This window comes from Bradyrhizobium sp. SZCCHNR1098, assembly GCF_032489375.1.
Taxonomy (GTDB): Bacteria; Pseudomonadota; Alphaproteobacteria; order Rhizobiales; family Xanthobacteraceae; genus Bradyrhizobium.
In genome coordinates, this window is the sequence record NZ_JAUEXY010000007.1 from 198,349 (window position 1) to 218,791 (window position 20,443).

A 20,443-nucleotide genomic window follows, 5' to 3' on the forward strand; every position below is an offset into this window, starting at 1 on the left:
GCAACTCCTGTGAACCACCGGCCGCAGGGCTGGCGCCTGCGGTGCCGATCCATTTGACGGCGAGGCGGGGTGGGCGGTAAAATTCAGGTTCGATCGTCACGTGGCCGCGCTCCGGTCATCCTGGAGCCGCCACAACGGGGGGCATCGACCCCGGACCGATCGGCGGTTGAGCCTCACGACTGTGCCGGACCCGCAGTCTTCAATGTGACGATGTTTGGCTCACTAAGTCGTCCCGGCGAACCGCATCAGACTTCCGTCGACTGGTGGGGTGGGCAAAAGGCGCGCAGCGCCGTGCCCACCGCGCCACGCGGTCAAATGCTCCATCCCTCCGCCGGATACGCCGGCGCATCGCCCGGCAAGATCTCCGCACCCAAGCCGTTGCGGAAGCGGCTGGCGTAGAACGCGAGCGGCAGGCCGTCCCTGTGCCGGCACCAGCGGACCTCGCCGATGAACAGCGTGTGGTCAGCGATCTCGACCGTGCTGACGACCTCGCAGCCGAACTGCGCGATGGCCTGCGGCAGCAGGAAGAACCCGTCGCGTTCGTCCAAGGCCGGCGCGCCCTGCGGCAGCAGCGCGCCGGCGAAATGCCGGCCGATTGCGACGTCATCGGCCGCGAGCACATTGACCGCATAGCGGCGCGTCTCGCTCACCGCCTGCCACGTCCGGCCGTGCTTCAGCGACACCAGCACCGTCGGAGGCTGCGTCGAGACCGTGGTGAAACTGTTGGCCGTCATGCCGACCGGCGCGCCGTCGTCACCGCTGCTGGTCACCACGGTCACACCGGTCGAGAACCGCGACGCGGCCGCGCGAAAACTGGCCGGGTCAGGCTGATGGCTCATCGGCTTCTCTCCGCCATCACGCTGCAAGCTTTGCTCGGTCATCGATCCAGGCATGAATCCGCCGCTCGCTCGCCAGCCGGTCCCACTGCCGCTCCGGATAGTTGAAATTGTCGGTGAACTCGTCGCAGAGCCCGCGATCCTGCGCCATGGTGAAGATCAGCCGGCCCATCGCCTCCGAGGGCGGCTGCAGCATCAGGTTGGTCCAGCGCGCGGCGGCGAGCACGCGGTTCTCGCGCGCACGATCGACCGTCTCGACGAAGCGGTCGTCGAACGCCACCGCCTCGGTGATCGCCTTGCCAAGCTCGAATGCGGCATAGGAGGCCATGTTGGCACCCTGGCCCATCATCGGATCGACCACGGAGTGCACGTCGCCGAGCGCGATCGCGATCTTGCCGTCGTCGAAGCTGACCGAGGAGCGCCGCACGGTCGGCACCACGGCGCCCTGCAAGAGGTCCAGCGGCTGCAGATCGAAGCGGTGCGTGTCGATCCGGTTGTAGGTGTGCGGATGGTGCTTCTCCAGCTTGTCGAGCAGCGTCTGCCGGAAGGCTGAGGGATCGGCGTCGTAGTTGAGCGACACCAGCTCGGCCATGTCGCCGCCGGGAATGTTCTCCATCAGCAGCGCTGTCTTCATGCCGCCGAAGGTGAGCGTCGGGATCACGATCATCTCGCCATGCCCCGGCGAGACCGATAGCGTCACGCCGCGCGGATCGTCGCGGTCGGGGCTGCCGTGGTCGACGCCGTCATACAGGCCGACGCAGAGCAGGCGCTGCGGCTGGTTGTAGGGCGACAGCTCCGGCCGGTGGCTGAACATCCGCCCCAGCGCGCCCTTGCCGGTCGATACCACCAGCAGGTCGAAGCGCGCCACCAGCGCCGGAATGTCGTCGTCCTGAATGCTGGCATATTCGATCGCGCCGCCGCGATCCTCGAAATCCTTCATCAGCGCCGGCAAATAGATCCGATAGTCGACGGCCCGGCTCGGCTGCTTGAACGCGCCGCGGAAGAGCAGGGGGCTGCCCGGAAAATTGAAGAAGTGATCATGGTGATGATAGACGACATCAGGATCGTCCCAATGGTTCACGCCGAGCTCGTTCTCGCGTGCCACCGTGACGCCGTGGTGCGCCACCGTGTTCATGAGCCGCGTTGCAGCATACTGCTCGGGCTCGCGGTCGGTCAGGACCGTCGCCCGGACGCCATGCTTTTGCAGATAGAGCGCGAGATGCAGCCCGCCGATGCCGGCTCCGACAATGCCAATCGACTTCTCCATGGTCTCCCTCCGTTTGATTTTTTGAGAGGCTAGACCAGGCCGCCTCCTGACGTATACGGAATGACGAGAATAAAACTCATTCCGGGGAGGAATGGATGGACCGGATCGACGCGCTGCAGACCTTCATCCGCGTCATGGAGGCCGGCAGCTTCACCCAGGCCGCGGCCGATCTCGGCCTGGGACAGCCGGCGATCACCAAGCGCATCGCGCTCTTGGAGGAGCAGTTCGGCTGCCGCCTGTTCGTCCGCACCACGCGCAAGCTGCGTCCGACCGCCGAGGCCGATCGCGTCCTCAAGCTCGCCAAGGACATCGTCACCTTGTTCGAGAGCGCCGGCGTGCCGTCGCCGCGCCGCGTCGGCGCTCCCTCCGGGACCTTGCGGATGACGGTGCCGACCTCGTTCGGCCGTTTCTTCTTCGCCGACATCTTCGCCGAGTACGGCCGGCGCTATCCCGAGGTGCGGCTCGACATCCGCTTCACCGAGCAGTTCGTCGATCTCGTCGAGACCGGCACCGAGCTCGCCATCCGCATTGGCGTGCTCAGCTCGAGCTCGCTGGTCGCGCGGCGCGTCGGCACCGTGAAGCGGCTGCTGGTCGCAGCGCCCACGCTGCTCGCCCGGCACCGTCAGCCGCGGCTGCCGAACGATCTGCGCGAGCTCCCCTGCGTGACCTATTCGCGGTTGTCGCCAAAGAACGAATGGAGCTTCGAGTCCGAGACCGGCCGCCACGTCGTCGGCATCATGCCATCGCTCACGTGCGACGACGCCGACATCATGACCCTGGCCGCGCTGGAAGGGCTCGGCGCTGCCGTGCTGCCGGACTGGTGCGCGGTGGAGCATATCGCGTCGGGCAAGCTTATCCATCTGCTGCCCGACTACGACGTCCCGTCGCTGCCGCTGCACGTCGTCTATCCCGATCCGCAATGGATGTCGCATAGGGCGCGTCTGTTTCGCGACCTGATCATCGAGCGCGCCGATGTGTTCGCGATCAATGCGCCGCAATGAGAGAATCGTAGGGTGGGCAAAGGCGCACAGCGACGCGCCAGCGTCGCGAGCACCGTGCCCACCGTTCCACAACATGATCGCGATGGTGGGCACGCGCCGCCTTCGGCGCCGCTTTGCCCACCCTACGTTTGCGCCGTCATTGCGAGCGAAGCGAAGTAATCCAGAGTTCCTGGGTCGCCCTGCGTTGCTTCGCTTCGCTCGCAATGACGATCATGCTATGGCTCTGTCTCAAGTGATCACTACGAATTGCGACGCGAGGAAACGACAATGCGACTGGCCGTGATTTCCGATGTGCATGGCAATCTTCCGGCACTGGAGGCCGTGCTCGCCGACATCGCGACCCGCAGCGTCGATGCCACCGTCAATCTCGGCGATTGCGTCACGAGCCCGCTATGGCCGCAGGAAACCTTCGAGCTGCTGCAGTCGCTGGCGCTGCCGACGGTGCGCGGCAATCATGACCGCTGGATCGAGGAATGGCCGGAGGAGAAGCTGTCGCCGGTCGGCCGCTTCGCGCGTGCGGCGCTCACGCCTGAGCAGCGACGCCAGTTGCATGCCTTGCCGGCGCGGATCGCGTTGGAGCAGGGTATTCTTGCCGTCCACGGCACGCCGGATGACGACAGCACCTGCCTCCTCGAAGAGATGCTCGACGACGGCCGCTACGTCTCGGCGCGTCGCGACGTGCTGGCCGCGCGTCTCGTCAATCTCGGCGGCGCCACGCTGGTGCTGTGTGGCCACAGCCATCGGCAGGCGATGGTGCAGGTGCCGCGCGGGCCTCTGGTCGTCAATCCCGGCAGCGTCGGCTGCCCCGTATTCGGCGACATCCCCGTCGCTGCCCAGCTCGAATATCGCTCGCCGCACGCGCGCTATGCCGTTCTGACGGAGCGGCGCGGACATTGGCAGGCGGAGTTGTTCGCGCTGACCTACGACTGGGATCGCGCCGCGGCGCGCGCCATGGAGAACGGGTTTCCGCGTTGGGCCAGCGCCTACGCATCCGGCGCGGTGATCTGAGGGATCGGTCCGAGCGCGGCGCGACACTGGCCCTCGCGCGTGCCCGTCGGGCAAATCGGTGGCGCGGCCTTGTGTATTCTCCGAGCGTCAGCCGGTGCGGCCGGCGTCGAATCCGTCTGCGCGCCGAAAGGATTTTCGTCAGTCGCTTCAAGCTGATTTGCCCTGTCCAGTCCCGCGTCGAAAAATTTCGTTGTTTCTTTTTATCAGAAATCGTGCTTCATTCAGGTCGTCCCGCCCCGGCACGAGGGGCGTATCGCGATCGTCACGACACGCGGGGTGGGATGCGACGGGCGCTGTGGACTGCAGCATGGCTGATGCCGTGCGGACGAACAGTCCTGGCGCACGCCGAAATCGCATGGTCCTGGTCTCCCGATGCTGAGGCCAAGCCGGTGGGGACGATGATCCGCCGGTCACGGGGGCAATCAAGCCGGTCCCCGGGGAGAGTGCGTATAAGGCGTAGAGCCGTTGCGCAGGGAATGCCGGTTGACCGGCTGGACCTGTGGTGACTGCCGCCTGCTTTTTTTCTGCAGGCGGGCCATGGGTTGCGGCCAGCACCCGGCATTCCCTGCGCCCTCGACCTCAACGAGGGTGAAATCGACGATCATGACTCGGGCATATCGTGCCGCGAGAACGACGAGTTGCATCCAGCCCTGTCAGCGCGCGCGTTCGGAGCTTCCGTAATTCTACGGGCGGGACAATTAACGCGGCTGAAGCAGCCGGTCAGGCATGGCAAGGGATCACAAGGAAGGTTCTGCGCGCTCATGAATTGGCCTGGGGATCCCACGCGCTCGAAGCGAACGGCCGGTGGCAGCCCGCTGGGTGCCTTCTTCCTTTGGATCGGCGGCTTCGGCGCCATCGAAGGTCTCGACGATGAAGCGCTGACCGAGCGCGATCGCCGGCGCATCCGGGCGCAGCAGGTCGATGCCGTCGCGCGCCTCGTCCCCGTGACCATCGGCATCAATTTCGCCAACGCGGCGATCATTCTCGGCGTGTTCTGGAGCACCGTCTCCAATCTCTTCCTCATCGCGTGGGGCGCCGCGATCGCCGTGGCCGGCGGCATGGCGCTGCGCGGCTGGTGGCGCGCGCGCAAGTCGCGGCCGCAGGAGGCGTCCGAACGCGCCATCTCCCGGATGACGCTCCAGGCGTTTTTCTTGGCGACCATCTGGGGATCGCTGCCGCTGATCGTGATGCCGCAGGTCGATCCGCATCTGCAGATCATCGTGGGCTCGCTGATGACCGGGATGATCTCCGGTGGCGCGTTCGCGATGTCGAGCGTGCCGCGGGCCGGCCTCGCCTACACCTGGACCCTGATGCTCGCCTCGGTGGGGTCGCTGTTTCTGTGCGGCGGCGCGACCTATCTCGTGCTCGTCGTGTTCCTGCTGCTCTACACCTCGTTCATGGTGCGTCACCTGGTGTCGCACGGCAACGTGTTCCTGGAGAACCTGAAGGCGCAGATCCGGCATGAGCGCCAGAACGAGACGATCTCGCTGCTGCTGAAGGAATTCCAGGAGAACGCCGCGAGCTGGCTGTGGCAGACCGATGCCGAGGGCCGTCTGATCGACGCGCCGCAGCGCTTCGCCGACGTGGCGCAGCTTCCGCTCGATCAGCTCAAGGGCGAGCGGCTGATCGATACGCTGAAATATCTCTGCCCGACGGATACGGCGACGCTTTCGACTCTCGCCGACCGCATGGCAAAGCGGCTGTCGATCCCGGAGATCCTGATCCATGTCGTGGTCGCGGGCGGCGAGCGCCGCCGCTGGGCGCTGACGGCGCGGCCGGCGCGCGACCATGAGGGCAAGTTCGCGGGCTATCGCGGCTTCGGCCGCGACGTCACCGAGCGCTGGCGGGCCGAGCAGGCGGAGGCCGAGAGCCGTGCCAAGTCCGACTTCCTGGCGATGATGAGCCACGAGATCCGCACGCCCATGAACGGCGTGCTCGGGCTCGCCTCGACCCTGCTGGAGACAAAGCTCGACGATGAGCAGCGCCACGCGGTCATGACGATCCGCGAGTCCGGCGACAATCTGCAGCGCATCCTCAACGACATCCTCGATCTGTCCAAGCTCAATGCCGGCAAGCTCGAATTCGAGACGGTGGATTTTTCGCCGGCAGCCCTGGTCGAGGCGGTCACCGCCATCATGGGGGTCAATGCGAAATCGAAGAGCCTGCTGGTCAACGCGGACATCGATCCGAAGCTGCCGCCGGCTCTGAAGGGCGACGTGGCGCGCATTCGCCAGGTCCTGATCAATCTTGCATCGAACGCGGTGAAGTTCACCGAGCGCGGCGGCGTCACCATTGCCGTAGCCTGCCGCACGCGGGACGATCACAAGGCGACGATCGAGTGGCGCGTCTCCGACACCGGCATGGGCATTCCCGCCGATCGCGTCGGCAAGCTGTTCACGGATTTCGCCCAGGCCGATGCGTCGATCAATCGCCGCTTCGGCGGCACCGGGCTGGGGCTCGCGATCTCCCGGCGCATCATCGAGCAGATGGGCGGATCGATTGCGGTGTCGTCGGTACAGGGCGAAGGCTCGACCTTCCGCTTCAGCCTGACCCTGCCGTGGAGCGACAAGCAGGTGTCCGATCAGCGCGGCGACCGCGTCGGCGCCGGTGACCTCAAGGCGCGGATCGAAGCGCTCGGCCGTCCGTTGCGCGTCCTGATCGCCGAGGACGACGCCACCAACCGCATGGTGGTGTCGAAGATGCTGCAGGAGTTCGCGGTCGACAAATGCATCGTTCCGGATGGCTTGCAGGCGGTGAAGGCGGCGGACGAACAGGAATTCGATCTGGTGCTGATGGACGTCCGCATGCCCGAGATGGATGGCATCACTGCGACCCGGACCATCCGGGCGAGGGGCGGGCGGCTCGCCGAGCTCCCGATCATCGCGCTCACGGCCAACGCCTTCCCGGACGACATCAAGCAGTGCCGCGAGGCCGGCATGACCGACTTTCTGGCCAAGCCGTTGCGCAAGCCGGCCATGGTGGCGGCGATGCTGAAGGCAATCGGAACGCCCGCACCGAGCCTTGAAGGGCCAACGCTTGCGCCGTCCGACGGCCCTGCCGTTACCGCGGAGGTCTGACCGATACGACGGAGGCTAGACCGAGAAGCTGGTGCCGCAGCCGCAGGAGGCGGTGGCGTTGGGATTATTGACCCGGAACGAGGCGCCCATCAGGTCGTCCACGAAATCGACCTCCGAGCCGGCGAGGAACGGCACCGAGGCCGGATCGACCAGCACCACCGCGCGATCGCGCTCGATGACGAGATCGTCGTCCGCCTTGGCGCGGTCGATGTCGAACTTGTACTGGAAGCCGGAGCAGCCACCGCCTTCGACCGAGATGCGCAGCATCGCGCCGGCGCTCTCCTTGCCGAGGATCTCTCCGATGCGGCGGGCGGCGCGTTCGCTGATGGTGACGGGGCCGGTCGAGGCATCAGTCATGGCAATGGGTCTCCGGGAGGCGCGTCATGCCCTATTCATTTGGTGCCGGGCACTCCCCATAGTTAAGTGGGCTCCGCCGAGGAATCAAACCGCAAAAGGAACAATCGCCCGTGTCGGTCGGAATGGCTGCCCCCCGCGCTCCCTATTCCTGCGATCCCGATCGCAGCCGGGGCCGCCTGTTCGCCGAGCCGCCGTCCCGCACCCGCAGCGCTTTTCGCCGCGATTGCGACCGGGTCATCCATTCGACCGCCTTCCGACGGCTGAAGCACAAGACCCAGGTGTTCGTCTTCCACGAAGGCGACCACTACCGCACCCGTCTGACCCATTCTTTGGAAGTCGCCCAGATCGCCCGCGCGCTCGCCCGCCAGTTCGGCCTCGACGAGGACCTGACGGAGACGCTGGCCTTGGCGCATGATCTCGGCCATCCGCCGTTCGGCCATGCCGGCGAGCGCGCGCTGAACCGCTGCATGGCGGACCATGGCGGCTTCGACCACAATGCCCAGACGTTGCGCATCGTCACGTCGTTCGAGCAGCGCTACCCGGATTTCGACGGACTCAACCTGACCTGGGAATCGCTCGAGGGCATCGTCAAGCACAACGGGCCGTTGCAGGAGCCGATCCCGCCGGGAATTACCGAGTTCAACGCCCGGTTCGACCTGGAGCTGTGGAGCTACGCCTCGCTCGAGGCCCAGGTCGCGGCGCTGGCGGACGACATCGCCTATGATGCCCACGACATCGACGACGGGCTGCGCGCCGGCCTGTTCACGGTCGACGACCTCAAGGAGATTCCGCTGCTCGCGGCGATGATCGCCGAGATCGACCGCCAATATCCGGCGCTCGATCCGATCCGGCGCGGCGCCGAACTGGTGCGCGAGCTGATCTCGTACCTGATCGCAGCCGTGGCGGCCGAGACCGAGCGCCGGATCGCGCGGGCGCAGCCGATGTCGCCTCACGACATCAGGCGGCACAGCGGGCCGCTGGTGGCATTTCCGGCCGATGTGGCCGAGCACGAGGCGACCATCAAGGGGTTTCTCTGGCAGCGGATGTACCGCCATGAGCGGGTGATGCGGGTGATGCGCGATGCCGAGCGCATCGTCGCCGACCTGTACGGCCGCTACCATGAGGACGGTTCGACGCTGCCCGCGGGCTGGCTGGACGGTTGCGAGGGCGAGGGCGATCGGGCTCGCCGCATCGGCCACTTTATCGCCGGAATGACGGACCGTTTCGCCTTAACGGAGCACCACCGGCTTTTTGACTCGACTCCGGATTTGCGTTAGGCGGCGGCATGGTCGAACAAGCTTCCACCCCTTACCTTTTTGCCGACATGCTCGCGCGTGTCCACGCCATCTGCGCCGCGCTCGCCAAGCAGGGCGGCTGGCCCGAGGGCATCGATTTTTCGCGCGTGGTGGTCGAGCCGCCGCGCGATCCGAGTCACGGCGACATGGCCACCAATGCCGCAATGGTGCTCGCCAAGGAGGCGAAGGCCAAGCCGCGCGAACTCGCCGATGTGATCGCCGAGCGGCTGCGCGCCGATGCTCTCGTGGCGAAGGTCGATGTCGCGGGGCCCGGTTTCATCAACCTGACCCTGCAGCCGGCAGTCTGGGCGCAAGCGCTCGGCACGATCCTGCGCGAAGGCGCCGCCTACGGGCGCGTCGCGCCGGTGCCCGGCGCGCCGAAGGTAAATGTCGAGTACGTCTCGGCCAATCCGACCGGGCCGATGCATGTCGGGCACTGCCGCGGCGCGGTGTTCGGCGATGCGCTATGCAGCCTGCTGCAGTTCGCCGGGCGCGACGTCACGCGCGAGTACTACATCAACGACGCCGGCGCGCAGGTCGACGTGCTCGCGCGCTCCGCCTTCCTCCGATATCGCGAGGCGCTCGGCGAGGATATCGGCGCGATTCCGGATGGGCTCTATCCCGGCGACTATCTCAAGCCGGTCGGGCAGGCGCTCGCGAGCGAGTACGGCGACAAGCTCAAGGCGCTCGCTGAGACCGAGTGGCTGCCGATCGTACGCGACAAGGCGATCGCGATGATGATGGCCGAGATCAAGGACGATCTCGCCGCGTTGAACATCCGTCATGACGTGTTCTTTTCGGAGCGCTCGCTGATTGCAGGTAGCACCAACAAGGTTGCCGACACGATCGAGTTCCTGCGCGAGCGGGGCGACGTGTATGAAGGCCGTCTGCCGCCGCCCAAGGGCGCGCCGGTGGAGGATTGGGAGGATCGCGAGCAGCTCCTGTTCCGCGCCACCGCCTATGGCGATGACGTCGATCGTCCACTGATCAAGTCGGACGGCAGCTACACCTATTTCGCCTCCGACATTGCCAACCACCGGCACAAGTTCGAGCGCGGCTTCGCCGACCTGATCGACGTATTCGGCGCTGATCACGGCGGCTACATCAAGCGCATGCAGGCGGCGGTGAAGGCCGTCACGGCTGCGCAGGCCGTGCTCGACGTCAAGGTCGTGCAGCTCGTCAAGCTGTTGCGCAATGGCGAGCCGGTGAAGATGTCGAAGCGCTCCGGCGACTTCGTCACCTTGCGGGAAGTTGTTGATGAAGTGGGGCGCGATGCGGTCCGTTTCATGATGCTCTACCGCAAGAACGACGCCGTGCTCGATTTCGACCTTGCCAAGGTGATCGAGCAGTCGCGCGACAATCCCGTGTTCTACGTCCAGTACGGCCACGCGCGAGGGCATTCGATCTTCCGCAATGCCCGGGAAAGCCTGCCCGAATTGCCGGAGGCGGAGGGCGCGCGACTCGCGTTCCTGGCGCAGGCGAATCTCGAAAAACTATCCGACCCGGCTGAACACGACCTCTTGAAACGGCTGGCACTGTACCCACGTACGGTTGAGAGCGCGGCCGTAGCGCATGAGCCGCACCGGATCGCCTTCTACCTATATGAACTTGCAAGCGAATTTCACGCCCTCTGGACGCGGGGGCGGGATTTGCCCTATTTACGCTTCATTATCGATGATGATGCAGAATTGACCAAGGCACGTTTGGCCATGGTTCAGGGCGTCGTCTCGGTTCTGGCGTCGGGACTTGCGATCTTGGGCGTTAATGCTCCTGATGCAATGCGCTGATTGGGGGAAACACACGACTTCAGTTGGGGGCCTCAATCTGGCAGGGTCCGCCTTAGGACGCATATGCGGCTCACCCGCAGGGACGCTTCATCACGATGGCTGATCGTTACCAGGACAGACCCTTTCCCGCTGATGGTTTTGGCCGTGGTGGAAACCAGCAGGCCGATGCCGATCCGCTCGCCGAACTCGCTCGCCTGATCGGGCAGAACGATCCTTTTGCCGCGTCGGGCCGGGCAACTCCTCAACCTCAGTCGCGTCCGATGGTGCGCCCCGCCGCGCCCGCGCCAGAACAGCCGGTTCCCGGCATGCCTCCTGCCGGCGCTCCGGCCTGGATGCAACGTGCCCAGCCTGCCGCCGCCAATCCCTTCGCCGACATCGGCCGCGAGCCGCCGCAGCCGGCGCCGGCACCGCCGGCCTTTCCGGCGGGCTATCAGGATCCGCGCGGCCAGCCGGGCTTCCCGGACCAGGATTTCGCGCCCGCGCCCCGGCAGCAGCAGGGTTATCCGAACGCGGAGTTCGCCGACCAGCTGTCCAAGCTCGACTACAGCGTCGGGGAGTCGCGCCACGGGTTCGCCGAGAACGACCGCGACTACAACCGCGACAACAGCTTCGATGACAACGAGCCGGACTCCTCGCGCTATGACGATGCGCTGTTCGGGCAGATGGGCTCGGGACAGCAGGGGTTTCAGGGCGACAACGATTTCCAGGACGGCCAATACGGCTATCAGGACGGCTACGACGAGGGCGAGGAAGAGGAGCGGCCGCGGCGGCGCAGCGGCATGAGCACCGTGCTCGCGGTGTTGACCCTTGCGGTGGTCGGCACCGGCGGCGCCTATGGCTACAAGACCTACATCTCGTCCGGCCGCACTGGCGAGCCGCCGATCATTCGCGCCGACAACAGTCCGACCAAGATCATGGCCCAGCAGGATCCGACGCCGAAGGTGCCGGATCGCCTGCTCGGCAATGACGGCGGCGAGAAGCTGGTGTCCCGCGAGGAGACGCCGATGGATCTGAACGCCCGCGGCGGCAATCCGCGCGTGGTGTTCCCGCAAATGAACCAGAATGCGGCTCCGCCGCCGGTCAGCGCCGGTGCGGCCCCGATGTCGCAAATGGCCAACGCCAATGGCATTTTGCCCAACAGTGATCCGCGTCCGATCAAGACGCTGTCCGTGACGGGGGGCAATCAGGCCGCAGCGGCCGATCCGCCGATGCCGGCGACGCCTGCAACCAAGCCGGCGGCGACGCCGAAGGGCCGCAAATCGCCGGCCAACGCCAACGCGTCGGCCGCCAATGACAGCCCGATGCCGCTGACACCGCAGGCCGCCGCACCGGCGCGCATCGCCGCGGCCGTGCCGGTCACCGAGCAGACCCAGAATGATCGTACCGGCGGCTATCTGGTCTCGATCTCGTCGCAGGCCAGCGAGGCGGAGGCGATGTCGTCCTACAAGGCGGTGCAGGACAAATACGGCGCCGTGCTGGGCAAATATGAGCCGATCATCAGGCGGATGGATCTGGGTGAGAAGGGCGGTGTCAGGTACCGCGCAGCCGTCGGGCCTTTCGCGACGAAGGAAGAGGCCAACAAGATGTGCGGATCGTTGAAAACCGCCGGCGGACAGTGTTTCCCGTTTAGCAACCAGTAAGGCTTGCTTGACCGCCCCCGAGGCGGGGTCTATGCGGCCCGCATGACCATGCGGGCTTTCATTACCGGCATCTCCGGGCCTGATCTCACCGACGCAGAGCGCGCGTTCATCCGCGAGTTCAGCCCCTGGGGTTTCATCCTGTTCAAACGCAACGTCCAGTCACCCACCCAAGTGACTGCACTGGTTGAGGAATTAAGGGCCTGCGTCGGCCGCGCCGAGGCTCCAGTCCTGATCGACCAAGAGGGGGGCCGGGTGCAGCGGCTGGGGCCGCCGCATTGGCCGGCCTATCCCGCAGGCGTGGTGTTCGACCGTCTCTACGATCTTGATTCGGCCGCAGGCCTCCGTGCCGCTTGGCTCAGCGCCCGCCTGATCGCCGACGACCTGCTCAAGCTCGGCATCACCGTGGATTGCCTGCCGCTCGCCGACGTCCCCGTCGCCGGCGCTGATGCGGTGATCGGGGATCGGGCTTATGGCACGACGCCAGAAAAGGTGGCGGCGATCGCCCGGGCGGTGACGGAGGGGCTGGAGCAGGGCGGCGTGCTGCCGGTGCTGAAGCACATTCCGGGGCATGGCCGTGCCACCGCCGACACCCATTTCCGGCTGCCGACCGTGGACACGCCAGAAGCGGAACTCGACGCAACCGATTTCGCCGCCTTCAGGCCGCTGGCCGACCTCCCGATGGCGATGACTGCACATGTTGTGTTTAGCGCGATCGACGCCGCCCATCCGGCCACGACTTCTGCGACAATGATCGAACGGGTGATTCGCAAACGGATCGGGTTCCAGGGTTTGTTGATGAGTGATGACGTTTCCATGAACGCATTGGCCGGATCGATCGCCGAGCGCACGCGTGCGATCGTGGCGGCCGGCTGCGACATGGTTCTTCACTGCAACGGCCGACTGGACGAGATGCAGGCGGTCGCGGCCGAGACGCCGGAGCTGGCCGGCCAGGCTCTGGTTCGCGCCGATCGCGCGCTTGCGGCGCGCAAGGCACCCACAGGCTTCGATCGTGACGCCGCGCGCGGCGAGCTCGACGCCTTGATCAACCGGCTGGGACCCGCGAGCGCATGACCGCTGAAATTCTGTCGTTTGAAACCGGCCGGCCCACCACGGAGCTGGCCGAGGCCGAACCGGCGTTGGTCGTCGACGTCGAGGGCTACGAGGGCCCGCTCGATCTGCTGCTCGCGCTGGCGCGGCAGCAGAAGGTCGACCTCGCCAAGATCTCGATCCTGGCGTTGGCCGACCAGTATCTCCAGTTCATCGAGGCCGCGCGCAAGATCCGGCTCGAGCTCGCTGCCGACTATCTGGTGATGGCGGCTTGGCTCGCCTTCCTGAAGTCGCGCCTCCTGTTGCCCGAGCCGCCAGCGCAGGAAGGGCCGAGCGCCGAGGAGATGGCGACCGCGCTCGCCAACCGGCTGCGCCGCCTGGAGGCGATCCGCGAGGCCGCCAATCGTCTGATGAATCGGCCGCAGTTCCAGCGCGACGTGTTTCCCCGCGGCAATCCGGAAGAGATCGCGGAAGTCCGCCGCCCCAAGTTCACAGCCACCCTGTTCGACCTGCTGTCGGCCTACGCCATTCAGCGGCAGGCACGTGTCGTGACATCCGTTCATATGGCCAAGCGCACCGTCTGGTCGCTCGCCGAGGCGCGCGCGTCGCTCGAACGGCTCGTCGGCATGACCGAGGTGTCGGACGACTGGGGATGTCTCGACGACTATCTGCTGAGCTACGTCGCCGAGCCGGCCCAAAAGGCCACCGTCTTCGCATCGAGCTTTGCGGCCGTGCTGGAGCTGGTCCGCGAAGGGCAGCTCGAGCTGAACCAGAAGCAGGCGTTCGCGCCGCTGTATTTTCGTAAGCGTCCACCGATCCAGCCCGGCGCCATGGCTGCGCCGGACTTGACGGTTGAGTAACGAAGAAGGAGACCCTGCCATGGCAAGCTTGGCGGAACTGCGCATGGAAGAGCCCGACGAGATCGCGACGAGCGAGCCCGAGGTGCGCCCCGAAGAGTTGCGCATCCTCGAGGCACTCTTGTTTGCCTCGGCCGAGCCGCTCGAGCAGGCCACGCTTGCCAAGCGTATGCCTGAAGGTGTCGATATCAAGGCCGCGTTGGCGCAACTGCAGGCGGAATACGCCAATCGCGGCGTCAACCTCGTGCGCGTCGCCAACAAGTGGACCTTCCGTACCGCCGGTGATCTCGCCTGGCTGATGACGCGCGAGAGCACCGAAACGCGCAAGCTGTCACGCGCGGCGATCGAAGTTCTGGCCATCGTTGCCTATCACCAGCCGGTGACGCGTGCCGAGATCGAAGAGATCCGCGGCGTCGTCACCTCCAAGGGAACGTTGGACGTTCTGTTGGAGACCGGCTGGATCAAGCCACGCGGGCGCCGCAAGACCCCGGGCCGTCCGCTGACCTTCGGCACCACCGATGCGTTCCTGGCCCAGTTCAGCCTGGAGACCCTGGGCGATCTGCCAGGCCTGGAAGAGCTGAAGGGCACGGGCCTGCTGGATTCCCGCCTGCCGACCGGCTTCACCGTCCCGACGCCATCGGACGATCCGACGCTCCGGGAGGACGAGGAGCCGCTGGACCCGGGCGATCTCGATCTGGCGCTTGCGCCGGCGGTCGAGGCCGAACCGGGCGAAGCTGAGGCCGCAGAGGCCGAAACGGCGGAGATGGAAACAGCCGCAGCCGACACGGCTGCGGCCGAGGCCGCCGCGGGCGACATGGTGACCGCTGAGACCTCCGTTCAGGACGACGCCTCCTCGCAGGTCGCCATTGGCGATCTGGAACTGCCGGGCGACGATGCGGAAACCGAGATCACCGAGGTGGACTTGGCCGTCGAGGAGATCGAGGTCGGGCCGGACGACGGGGCCGTTATCGAGCTGTCTGCCGACGCTGACGCTCAGGCAGACGACGAGGCAGAAGCACAGGCCGAGGTCGACGCGACAGACGACGAGATCGACGCAGCCGATGACGCGCACGACAGCGATACCGACGAGGACGGCTCGCCGCACCGAAACTAGCGGTCGGAGCCGTTAACACTCGCGTTATTGCGTAGGTCCGGCCTCGATTTGTCGGACCTTAAGTGCTTGTTTTTGGAGGCGTTGGCGCCTACCTTCCGCCCAGATCGGGCTGTCCGCGCGCTATTTTGGCCAGTGACAGGCCGCGTTCGTGTTGCTGTTTCGCAATCGAATGCTAGAAGCGAAGTGTCGCGGTCAAGTCCATGGATATGGCGCGGTTTCGGCGGTAGCGTCGACGGGCAGTCGGGTGAAGGCTGCGCCGGTGTTTGGAGGGTTGCAGGATGGGTTCGCTTAGCATTTGGCACTGGATCGTCGTGATCGCGGTCGTCCTGCTGTTGTTCGGGCGCGGCAAGATTTCCGATCTGATGGGCGACGTCGCGCAGGGTATCAAGGCCTTCAAGAAGGGCATGCAGGACGACGACAAGGCGCCGGAGAAGACCGAGCCAGTCAAGTCGATCGACCACGGCGCGACACCTTCAGCCACCCGCACGGATGTCGGCAGCAAAGCCGTGTGATCTGCGCGTGAAAGGCGCGGGCGGCGCGCTCCCGCAGGGACGGCACCGGGACCTGTTCGGACAGGCCCGGGCAGGCGGGATCAGAGGCGTCGTCGCGTAGGCGGATTGTTTCATGTTCGATATCGGCTGGAGTGAGCTGCTCGTCATTGGGGTCGTCGCGTTGATCGCGATCGGTCCCAAGGAGCTTCCGGGCGTCCTGCGCATGGTCGGGCAATGGATCGGCAAGGCGCGCCGGATGGCCTCGGAGTTCCAGGGCCAGTTCCAGGAGGCGATGCGCGAAGCGGAGATGGCCGACCTCAAGAAGAGTTTCGATGAGGTCCGCGAGGCGGCCAGCGGTTTCACCCCGACCGGCGTGATCTCCTCGTTGCAGCGCGACGTCGACAAGGCGCTCGATATCGAGGGGATCGACAAGTCCGCCGAGCCGGCACCAGCATCGGACGTGGCTGCTGCTTCGCCCGAGCCTCCTGTGATGACCCCGACCACCCCCGAACCTCCAGTGGCCGAGACCTTCGTGGAGGCTGAAGTCCATCAAGCCGTGGGCGAGCCGCTGGCGATCGTGCGTGAAATCAAGCCCGAGCCGCAGCCTGAAATGTCTGCGTCAGCAGAAGCTGAACGTCTGAAGGACGCCAAAGCGTCATGACCGTCGAAGATATCGAGGCCAGCAAGGCCCCGTTGATGGATCACCTGATCGAGCTGCGGTCGCGGCTGATCAAGGCACTGCTCGGCTTCGGCGTGGCCTTCATCTTCTGCTTCTTTTTCGCCAAGCAGATCTACAACATCCTGGTGCTGCCGTTCGTCTGGGTGGCAGGGGCCGAGAACAGCAAGTTCATCTACACCCAGCTGCTCGAATATTTCATCACGCAGCTCAAGCTCGCGATGTTCGGCGCTGGTTTCATCTCGTTCCCGATCATCGCGACGCAGATCTACAAGTTCGTGGCGCCGGGGCTGTATCGCCACGAACGCAATGCTTTCCTACCCTACTTGATAGCGACCCCCGTCTTCTTCGTCCTCGGCGCCATGCTGGTCTATTTTGCCGTGTGGCCGATGATCGTGCGCTTCTCACTGGGCATGCAGCAGCTCGGCGGCCCCGAGACGGCGCAAATCGCGCTGATGCCCAAGGTCGGCGAATATCTGTCGCTGATGATGTCGCTGATCTTCGCCTTCGGCATCGCGTTCCAGCTGCCGGTGATCCTGACCCTGCTTGGTCGCATCGGCATCGTGACCTCGCAGATGCTGAAAGAGAAACGGCGCTATTTCATCGTCATCGCCTTCATCATCGCCGCCGTGCTGACGCCGCCGGACGTGCTGAGCCAAGCGTCCTTGGCGATCCCGCTGCTGGCCCTCTACGAAGGCGCCATCATCGCGGTGGGGATCGTCGAGAAGCAAGCGGCTGCGAAGTCGGGCTCCGGCACGTCGTCCGGCGCCGGCAATCTGCCCAGCAATCCGGCCGAGTAGGGCCGGGCTTCCCGCCCGGCCTGGCCTGTTCCCATCCGCTGCCATTCGCGGTAGTGCAAGCCGGCCCGTGACCCCGGGCGACTCGCCGAGATCTTTTCGTCTCCAGGACCGAACGACCATGCACGACATCAAATCGATCCGCGACAATCCGCAAGGTTTCGATGCGGCGCTGACGCGCCGGGGTCTGTCGCCCCGGTCGTCGCAGCTGCTCGCCATCGACGAGCGGCGTCGCGCTGCGATCCTGGCGTCCGAGCAGGCGCAGGCGCGGCGCAACGCCGCCTCCAAGGAAATCGGCGAGGCCAAGAAGGCCAAGGACGACGCGCGCGCATCGGCGCTGATGGAGGAGGTCGCCAAGCTCAAGACCACCATGCCGGAGCTCGAGGCGGCCGCGAAGCAGGCAGATGAGGAGCTGGCGCGCGAGCTTTCGGCGATTCCCAATTTGCCGCTCGACGAGGTGCCGGACGGCAAGGACGAGCACGACAATGTCGAGCGCCACATGTTCGGCGCCCGGCGCAACTACGCCTTCGCGCCGAAGCCGCATGATGATCTCGGTGCGGCTCTTGGCACCATGGACTTCGAATCGGCTGCGAAGCTGTCGGGCGCGCGCTTCGTCGTGCTGAAGAGGGGCCTGGCGCGGCTCGAGCGCGCGCTCGGGCAGTTCATGCTCGATCTTCATACGACCGAGCACGGCTACACCGAGATCAATCCGCCGCTGCTGGTGCGCAACGACGTCATGTTCGGTACGGGCCAATTGCCGAAATTCGAGGACGACCAGTTCTGGGCCGTGAAGGGCGAGCTGATTGCAGCGCCGGATGAGCGCCTCAGGACCGAGCGGCTGGGTCTCATTCCAACTGCCGAGGTGGCCCTGACCAATCTGGTGCGCGAGTCCATCGTTGACGAGAAGGAGTTGCCGATGCGGCTCACGGCGCTGACGCCGTGCTTTCGCGCCGAGGCGGGCGCGGCCGGCCGCGACACCCGCGGCATGATCCGTCAGCATCAGTTCACCAAGGTCGAGCTGGTCTCGATCACGACGCCGGAGACCAGCAAGGACGAGCACGAGCGCATGCTGGCCTGCGCCGAGGAAGTGCTGCGCCGGCTCGATCTGCACTATCGCGTCATCACGCTGTGCACCGGCGACATGGGCTTCTCCTCGCAGAAGACCTACGACATCGAGGTCTGGATGCCCGGGCAGGGCGATGGCGGCGCCTTCCGCGAGATCTCCAGCTGTTCGGTGTGCGGCGACTTCCAGGCACGCCGCATGGATGCACGCTATCGCGGAAGCGACGGCAAGCCGCGCTTCGTCCACACATTGAACGGCTCGGGCACGGCAGTCGGCCGCGCGCTGATCGCAGTGATGGAGACCTATCAGCAGGCCGACGGCTCGATCGCCGTCCCCGATGTGCTGCAGCCCTATATGGGCGGCCTCAAGGTGGTGGCCGCGGAGCCATAGCGCCGCGGCAAATTGCATCCGCCCAGGTCGCCGCCATTGTGTGGGCGCCGACGGGTCGTATCCTCGGTTCTGTTCAGCAATTGCTTTTCAGATACCGGCATCATGGCTCTGCATCGGGATATTTTCTGGATCGGACGGCAATGGGCCGTCACCGGCTCCGGCATCCAGGCGGTCGACCAGCGCCTGAAGGGAGCATTCGATATCGATCGTGCAGCGGTGTGGCATGATGGCCCGCCGGAGGCCCTGCGCCATCAGGCCTGGTTCAACGCTGCTGATTTCGACAAGGCGCTGGGTGTTGCGCGGGCCCGGTTTCCGGCGCCGCCGCTGGCCGAGTCCGCTGTGCCTTCGCCGGTCCCTCCGCCAGCGTCCCATGTGTCCGTCACCCCCGCCGCGTTGCTCCGGCTGGGTACGCGAGGGAAGCTCGCCAGGTTCCTGCCGCAGTGGCGGATTCGGCCCTGAACCACTGCCGAACCCGGCTCGAGGCGGCGGGTTTGCCTCGATGTCGCGCAGCAGATAAGACACCGCGGCAATCGTCTTGAACGGGATGGAAAGGTGGCCATGCGGATTCTCTGCACCAATGACGACGGAATCCATGCGCCGGGTCTCAAGGTGATCGAGGAGGTCGCACGCGCCCTGTCCGACGACATCTGGATCGTGGCTCCCGAACTGGACCAGAGCGGCGTGTCCCATTCGCTCTCGCTCAATGACCCCCTGCGGCTGCGCGAGGTCGGCCCGCGGCATTTCGCGGTGCGCGGCACGCCGACCGACTGCGTCATCATGGGGGCCCGTCATATCCTGGGGGCGAAGCTGCCCGACGTGGTGCTGTCGGGCGTCAACAAGGGCCGTAACGTTGCCGAGGACGTCGTCTATTCGGGCACCATCGCCGGCGCGCTCGAAGGCACCATTCTCGGCTTGCCGTCGTTCGCCCTGTCGCAGGAATTCAGCGTCGCAACGCGTGACAAGCCGTCCTGGGACACCGCGCTCAAATTCGGCCCGCAGATCGTGCGCAAGGTGCTCGAAGCCGGCGTACCGAGGAACACGGTGATCAACGTCAACTTCCCAGCCTGTGCGCCGGAAGAGGTCAGGGGCGTCGTGGTCACCCGCCAGGGCAAGCGCAATCTCGGCTTCTTGAAGGTCGACGAGCGTCGCGACGGCCGCGGCAATCCCTATTTCTGGATCGGCTTCGACCGCGCTGCCTCGCTCGACGTGCCCGACGAGGGGACGGACCTCGCGGCCCTCGCGGCGCACTACGTGTCAGTGACTCCGCTTCGCCTGGATCGCACGGACGAGGCGTTCTCCGGCAAGCTCAGCGACATTCTGGGCTGAAGCGCCGTCTACCCCTGTGGCTCAGCGCCACGCAGCGCATGGTCGATCGCCTTTCCGAGCGTCTCGAGCTGGAACGGCTTCTGCAGGGCCGGCCGGTCGCGATATTCCTCCGGCAATCCCGACGAGCCGTAGCCGGTTGCGAAGATGAAGGGCCGGTTGCGCGCCTTGATGAGATCGGCCACCGGCGAGATGACCTTGCCGTTGACGTTGACGTCGAGAATGGCGACGTCGAAAAAGGTGCTCTCGGCCAGCCGCATCGCTTCGCCGATTTCGCCGGCCTCGGCCGCGACGGTATAGCCGAGCTCCTCGAGCATGTCGGCCACCATCATCCGGATCATGACTTCGTCTTCAACCAGAAACACAGAGCCGCGCGGCGGCCGCGGTGCAGTCATGATGTCAGTCCTTGCCCATACC

19 protein-coding genes are annotated in these 20,443 nt (G+C 65.8%); 15 read left to right on the top strand and 4 right to left on the bottom strand.

The annotated features are described in order from the left end of the window. Window positions 1-311 precede the first annotated feature (311 nt). Both QX135_RS17110 and styA read right to left on the bottom strand, forming a co-directional pair. The gene (locus QX135_RS17110) at window positions 312-839 is read right to left on the bottom strand and encodes a flavin reductase family protein (RefSeq protein ID WP_316177941.1); all 528 of its coding nucleotides are present in this window, start codon (window positions 837-839) and stop codon (window positions 312-314) included. Window positions 840-855: 16 nt separating this feature from the next. After that, window positions 856-2,103: a styrene monooxygenase subunit StyA gene (gene styA, locus QX135_RS17115; RefSeq protein ID WP_316177943.1), complete on the bottom strand. Its 1,248-nt coding sequence runs from the start codon at window positions 2,101-2,103 to the stop codon at window positions 856-858. A gap of 95 nt (window positions 2,104-2,198) precedes the next feature. Between styA and QX135_RS17120 the strand changes: the two genes are divergently transcribed. The 3 genes from QX135_RS17120 (at window position 2,199) to QX135_RS17130 (ending at window position 7,189) form a co-directional block, all read left to right on the top strand. After that, entirely contained in the window at window positions 2,199-3,104 is a 906-nt protein-coding gene (locus QX135_RS17120) for a LysR family transcriptional regulator (RefSeq protein WP_316177945.1), read from the top strand. Between the two features lie 267 nt (window positions 3,105-3,371). Then, window positions 3,372-4,112 (top strand): metallophosphoesterase family protein, encoded by a 741-nt coding sequence (locus tag QX135_RS17125; protein WP_316177947.1) that lies wholly within the window; start codon window positions 3,372-3,374, stop codon window positions 4,110-4,112. Between the two features lie 761 nt (window positions 4,113-4,873). Further along, on the top strand, window positions 4,874-7,189 hold the full coding sequence (locus QX135_RS17130) for an ATP-binding protein (RefSeq protein WP_316177949.1): 2,316 nt from the start codon (window positions 4,874-4,876) through the stop codon (window positions 7,187-7,189). A gap of 15 nt (window positions 7,190-7,204) precedes the next feature. Here the strand turns inward: QX135_RS17130 and erpA are convergent, their stop codons facing one another. Continuing rightward, window positions 7,205-7,546, bottom strand: a complete 342-nt coding sequence (gene erpA, locus QX135_RS17135; protein ID WP_315711699.1) for an iron-sulfur cluster insertion protein ErpA — start codon at window positions 7,544-7,546, stop codon at window positions 7,205-7,207. 110 nt (window positions 7,547-7,656) lie between these two features. Between erpA and QX135_RS17140 the strand changes: the two genes are divergently transcribed. From QX135_RS17140 to surE, 12 genes are all read left to right on the top strand, one after another. Continuing rightward, the gene (locus QX135_RS17140; protein ID WP_316177951.1) at window positions 7,657-8,823 is read left to right on the top strand and encodes a deoxyguanosinetriphosphate triphosphohydrolase; all 1,167 of its coding nucleotides are present in this window, start codon (window positions 7,657-7,659) and stop codon (window positions 8,821-8,823) included. Between the two features lie 8 nt (window positions 8,824-8,831). Continuing rightward, window positions 8,832-10,628 (top strand): arginine--tRNA ligase, encoded by a 1,797-nt coding sequence (gene argS / locus QX135_RS17145; protein ID WP_316177953.1) that lies wholly within the window; start codon window positions 8,832-8,834, stop codon window positions 10,626-10,628. A gap of 95 nt (window positions 10,629-10,723) precedes the next feature. After that, window positions 10,724-12,268, top strand: a complete 1,545-nt coding sequence (locus QX135_RS17150; RefSeq protein ID WP_316177955.1) for an SPOR domain-containing protein — start codon at window positions 10,724-10,726, stop codon at window positions 12,266-12,268. Window positions 12,269-12,310: 42 nt separating this feature from the next. After that, window positions 12,311-13,339, top strand: a complete 1,029-nt coding sequence (gene nagZ, locus QX135_RS17155; RefSeq protein ID WP_315738150.1) for a beta-N-acetylhexosaminidase — start codon at window positions 12,311-12,313, stop codon at window positions 13,337-13,339. Further along, on the top strand, window positions 13,336-14,175 hold the full coding sequence (locus tag QX135_RS17160) for a ScpA family protein (RefSeq protein ID WP_315738149.1): 840 nt from the start codon (window positions 13,336-13,338) through the stop codon (window positions 14,173-14,175). Before nagZ ends, QX135_RS17160 begins: the two co-directional genes overlap by 4 nt. Window positions 14,176-14,194: 19 nt before the next feature. Then, the gene (gene scpB, locus QX135_RS17165; RefSeq protein WP_315770791.1) at window positions 14,195-15,286 is read left to right on the top strand and encodes an SMC-Scp complex subunit ScpB; all 1,092 of its coding nucleotides are present in this window, start codon (window positions 14,195-14,197) and stop codon (window positions 15,284-15,286) included. 278 nt (window positions 15,287-15,564) lie between these two features. Next, complete coding sequence (locus tag QX135_RS17170; RefSeq protein ID WP_006614346.1) at window positions 15,565-15,798, top strand: twin-arginine translocase TatA/TatE family subunit; 234 nt, start codon at window positions 15,565-15,567, stop codon at window positions 15,796-15,798. Window positions 15,799-15,910: 112 nt separating this feature from the next. Then, on the top strand, window positions 15,911-16,438 hold the full coding sequence (gene tatB, locus QX135_RS17175; protein ID WP_316177956.1) for a Sec-independent protein translocase protein TatB: 528 nt from the start codon (window positions 15,911-15,913) through the stop codon (window positions 16,436-16,438). Then, window positions 16,435-17,253 carry a twin-arginine translocase subunit TatC gene (gene tatC, locus QX135_RS17180; protein ID WP_316177958.1) on the top strand — a complete coding sequence of 273 codons (819 nt, stop codon included), beginning with the start codon at window positions 16,435-16,437 and terminating at the stop codon, window positions 17,251-17,253. The genes tatB and tatC overlap by 4 nt, the downstream gene beginning before the upstream one ends. 118 nt (window positions 17,254-17,371) lie before the next feature. After that, the gene (gene serS / locus QX135_RS17185; RefSeq protein WP_316177960.1) at window positions 17,372-18,703 is read left to right on the top strand and encodes a serine--tRNA ligase; all 1,332 of its coding nucleotides are present in this window, start codon (window positions 17,372-17,374) and stop codon (window positions 18,701-18,703) included. A 102-nt stretch (window positions 18,704-18,805) separates the two neighbouring features. Continuing rightward, window positions 18,806-19,162: a hypothetical protein gene (locus QX135_RS17190; protein ID WP_315738144.1), complete on the top strand. Its 357-nt coding sequence runs from the start codon at window positions 18,806-18,808 to the stop codon at window positions 19,160-19,162. A 99-nt stretch (window positions 19,163-19,261) separates the two neighbouring features. Further along, window positions 19,262-20,029, top strand: a complete 768-nt coding sequence (surE, locus tag QX135_RS17195) for a 5'/3'-nucleotidase SurE (protein ID WP_315774957.1) — start codon at window positions 19,262-19,264, stop codon at window positions 20,027-20,029. An 8-nt stretch (window positions 20,030-20,037) separates the two neighbouring features. Here surE and QX135_RS17200 read toward each other — a convergent pair whose 3' ends face one another. Further along, complete coding sequence (locus tag QX135_RS17200) at window positions 20,038-20,421, bottom strand: response regulator (protein WP_315738142.1); 384 nt, start codon at window positions 20,419-20,421, stop codon at window positions 20,038-20,040. Window positions 20,422-20,443 lie beyond the last annotated feature (22 nt).

Bases quoted from the DNA above. Each gene is read 5' to 3' on its own strand.
- tatC (WP_316177958.1), top strand. From the start codon at position 16,435: ATGACCGTCGAAGATATCGAGGCCAGCAAGGCCCCGTTGATGGATCAC.
- surE (WP_315774957.1), top strand. From the start codon at position 19,262: ATGCGGATTCTCTGCACCAATGACGACGGAATCCATGCGCCGGGTCTC.
- nagZ (WP_315738150.1), top strand. From the start codon at position 12,311: ATGACCATGCGGGCTTTCATTACCGGCATCTCCGGGCCTGATCTCACC.
- argS (WP_316177953.1), top strand. From the start codon at position 8,832: ATGGTCGAACAAGCTTCCACCCCTTACCTTTTTGCCGACATGCTCGCG.
- QX135_RS17110 (WP_316177941.1), bottom strand. From the start codon at position 839: ATGAGCCATCAGCCTGACCCGGCCAGTTTTCGCGCGGCCGCGTCGCGG.
- serS (WP_316177960.1), top strand. From the start codon at position 17,372: ATGCACGACATCAAATCGATCCGCGACAATCCGCAAGGTTTCGATGCG.
- QX135_RS17160 (WP_315738149.1), top strand. From the start codon at position 13,336: ATGACCGCTGAAATTCTGTCGTTTGAAACCGGCCGGCCCACCACGGAG.
- erpA (WP_315711699.1), bottom strand. From the start codon at position 7,546: ATGACTGATGCCTCGACCGGCCCCGTCACCATCAGCGAACGCGCCGCC.
- QX135_RS17125 (WP_316177947.1), top strand. From the start codon at position 3,372: ATGCGACTGGCCGTGATTTCCGATGTGCATGGCAATCTTCCGGCACTG.
- QX135_RS17120 (WP_316177945.1), top strand. From the start codon at position 2,199: ATGGACCGGATCGACGCGCTGCAGACCTTCATCCGCGTCATGGAGGCC.
- scpB (WP_315770791.1), top strand. From the start codon at position 14,195: ATGGCAAGCTTGGCGGAACTGCGCATGGAAGAGCCCGACGAGATCGCG.
- QX135_RS17190 (WP_315738144.1), top strand. From the start codon at position 18,806: ATGGCTCTGCATCGGGATATTTTCTGGATCGGACGGCAATGGGCCGTC.
- styA (WP_316177943.1), bottom strand. From the start codon at position 2,103: ATGGAGAAGTCGATTGGCATTGTCGGAGCCGGCATCGGCGGGCTGCAT.
- tatB (WP_316177956.1), top strand. From the start codon at position 15,911: ATGTTCGATATCGGCTGGAGTGAGCTGCTCGTCATTGGGGTCGTCGCG.
- QX135_RS17130 (WP_316177949.1), top strand. From the start codon at position 4,874: ATGAATTGGCCTGGGGATCCCACGCGCTCGAAGCGAACGGCCGGTGGC.
- QX135_RS17200 (WP_315738142.1), bottom strand. From the start codon at position 20,421: ATGACTGCACCGCGGCCGCCGCGCGGCTCTGTGTTTCTGGTTGAAGAC.
- QX135_RS17170 (WP_006614346.1), top strand. From the start codon at position 15,565: ATGGGTTCGCTTAGCATTTGGCACTGGATCGTCGTGATCGCGGTCGTC.
- QX135_RS17150 (WP_316177955.1), top strand. From the start codon at position 10,724: ATGGCTGATCGTTACCAGGACAGACCCTTTCCCGCTGATGGTTTTGGC.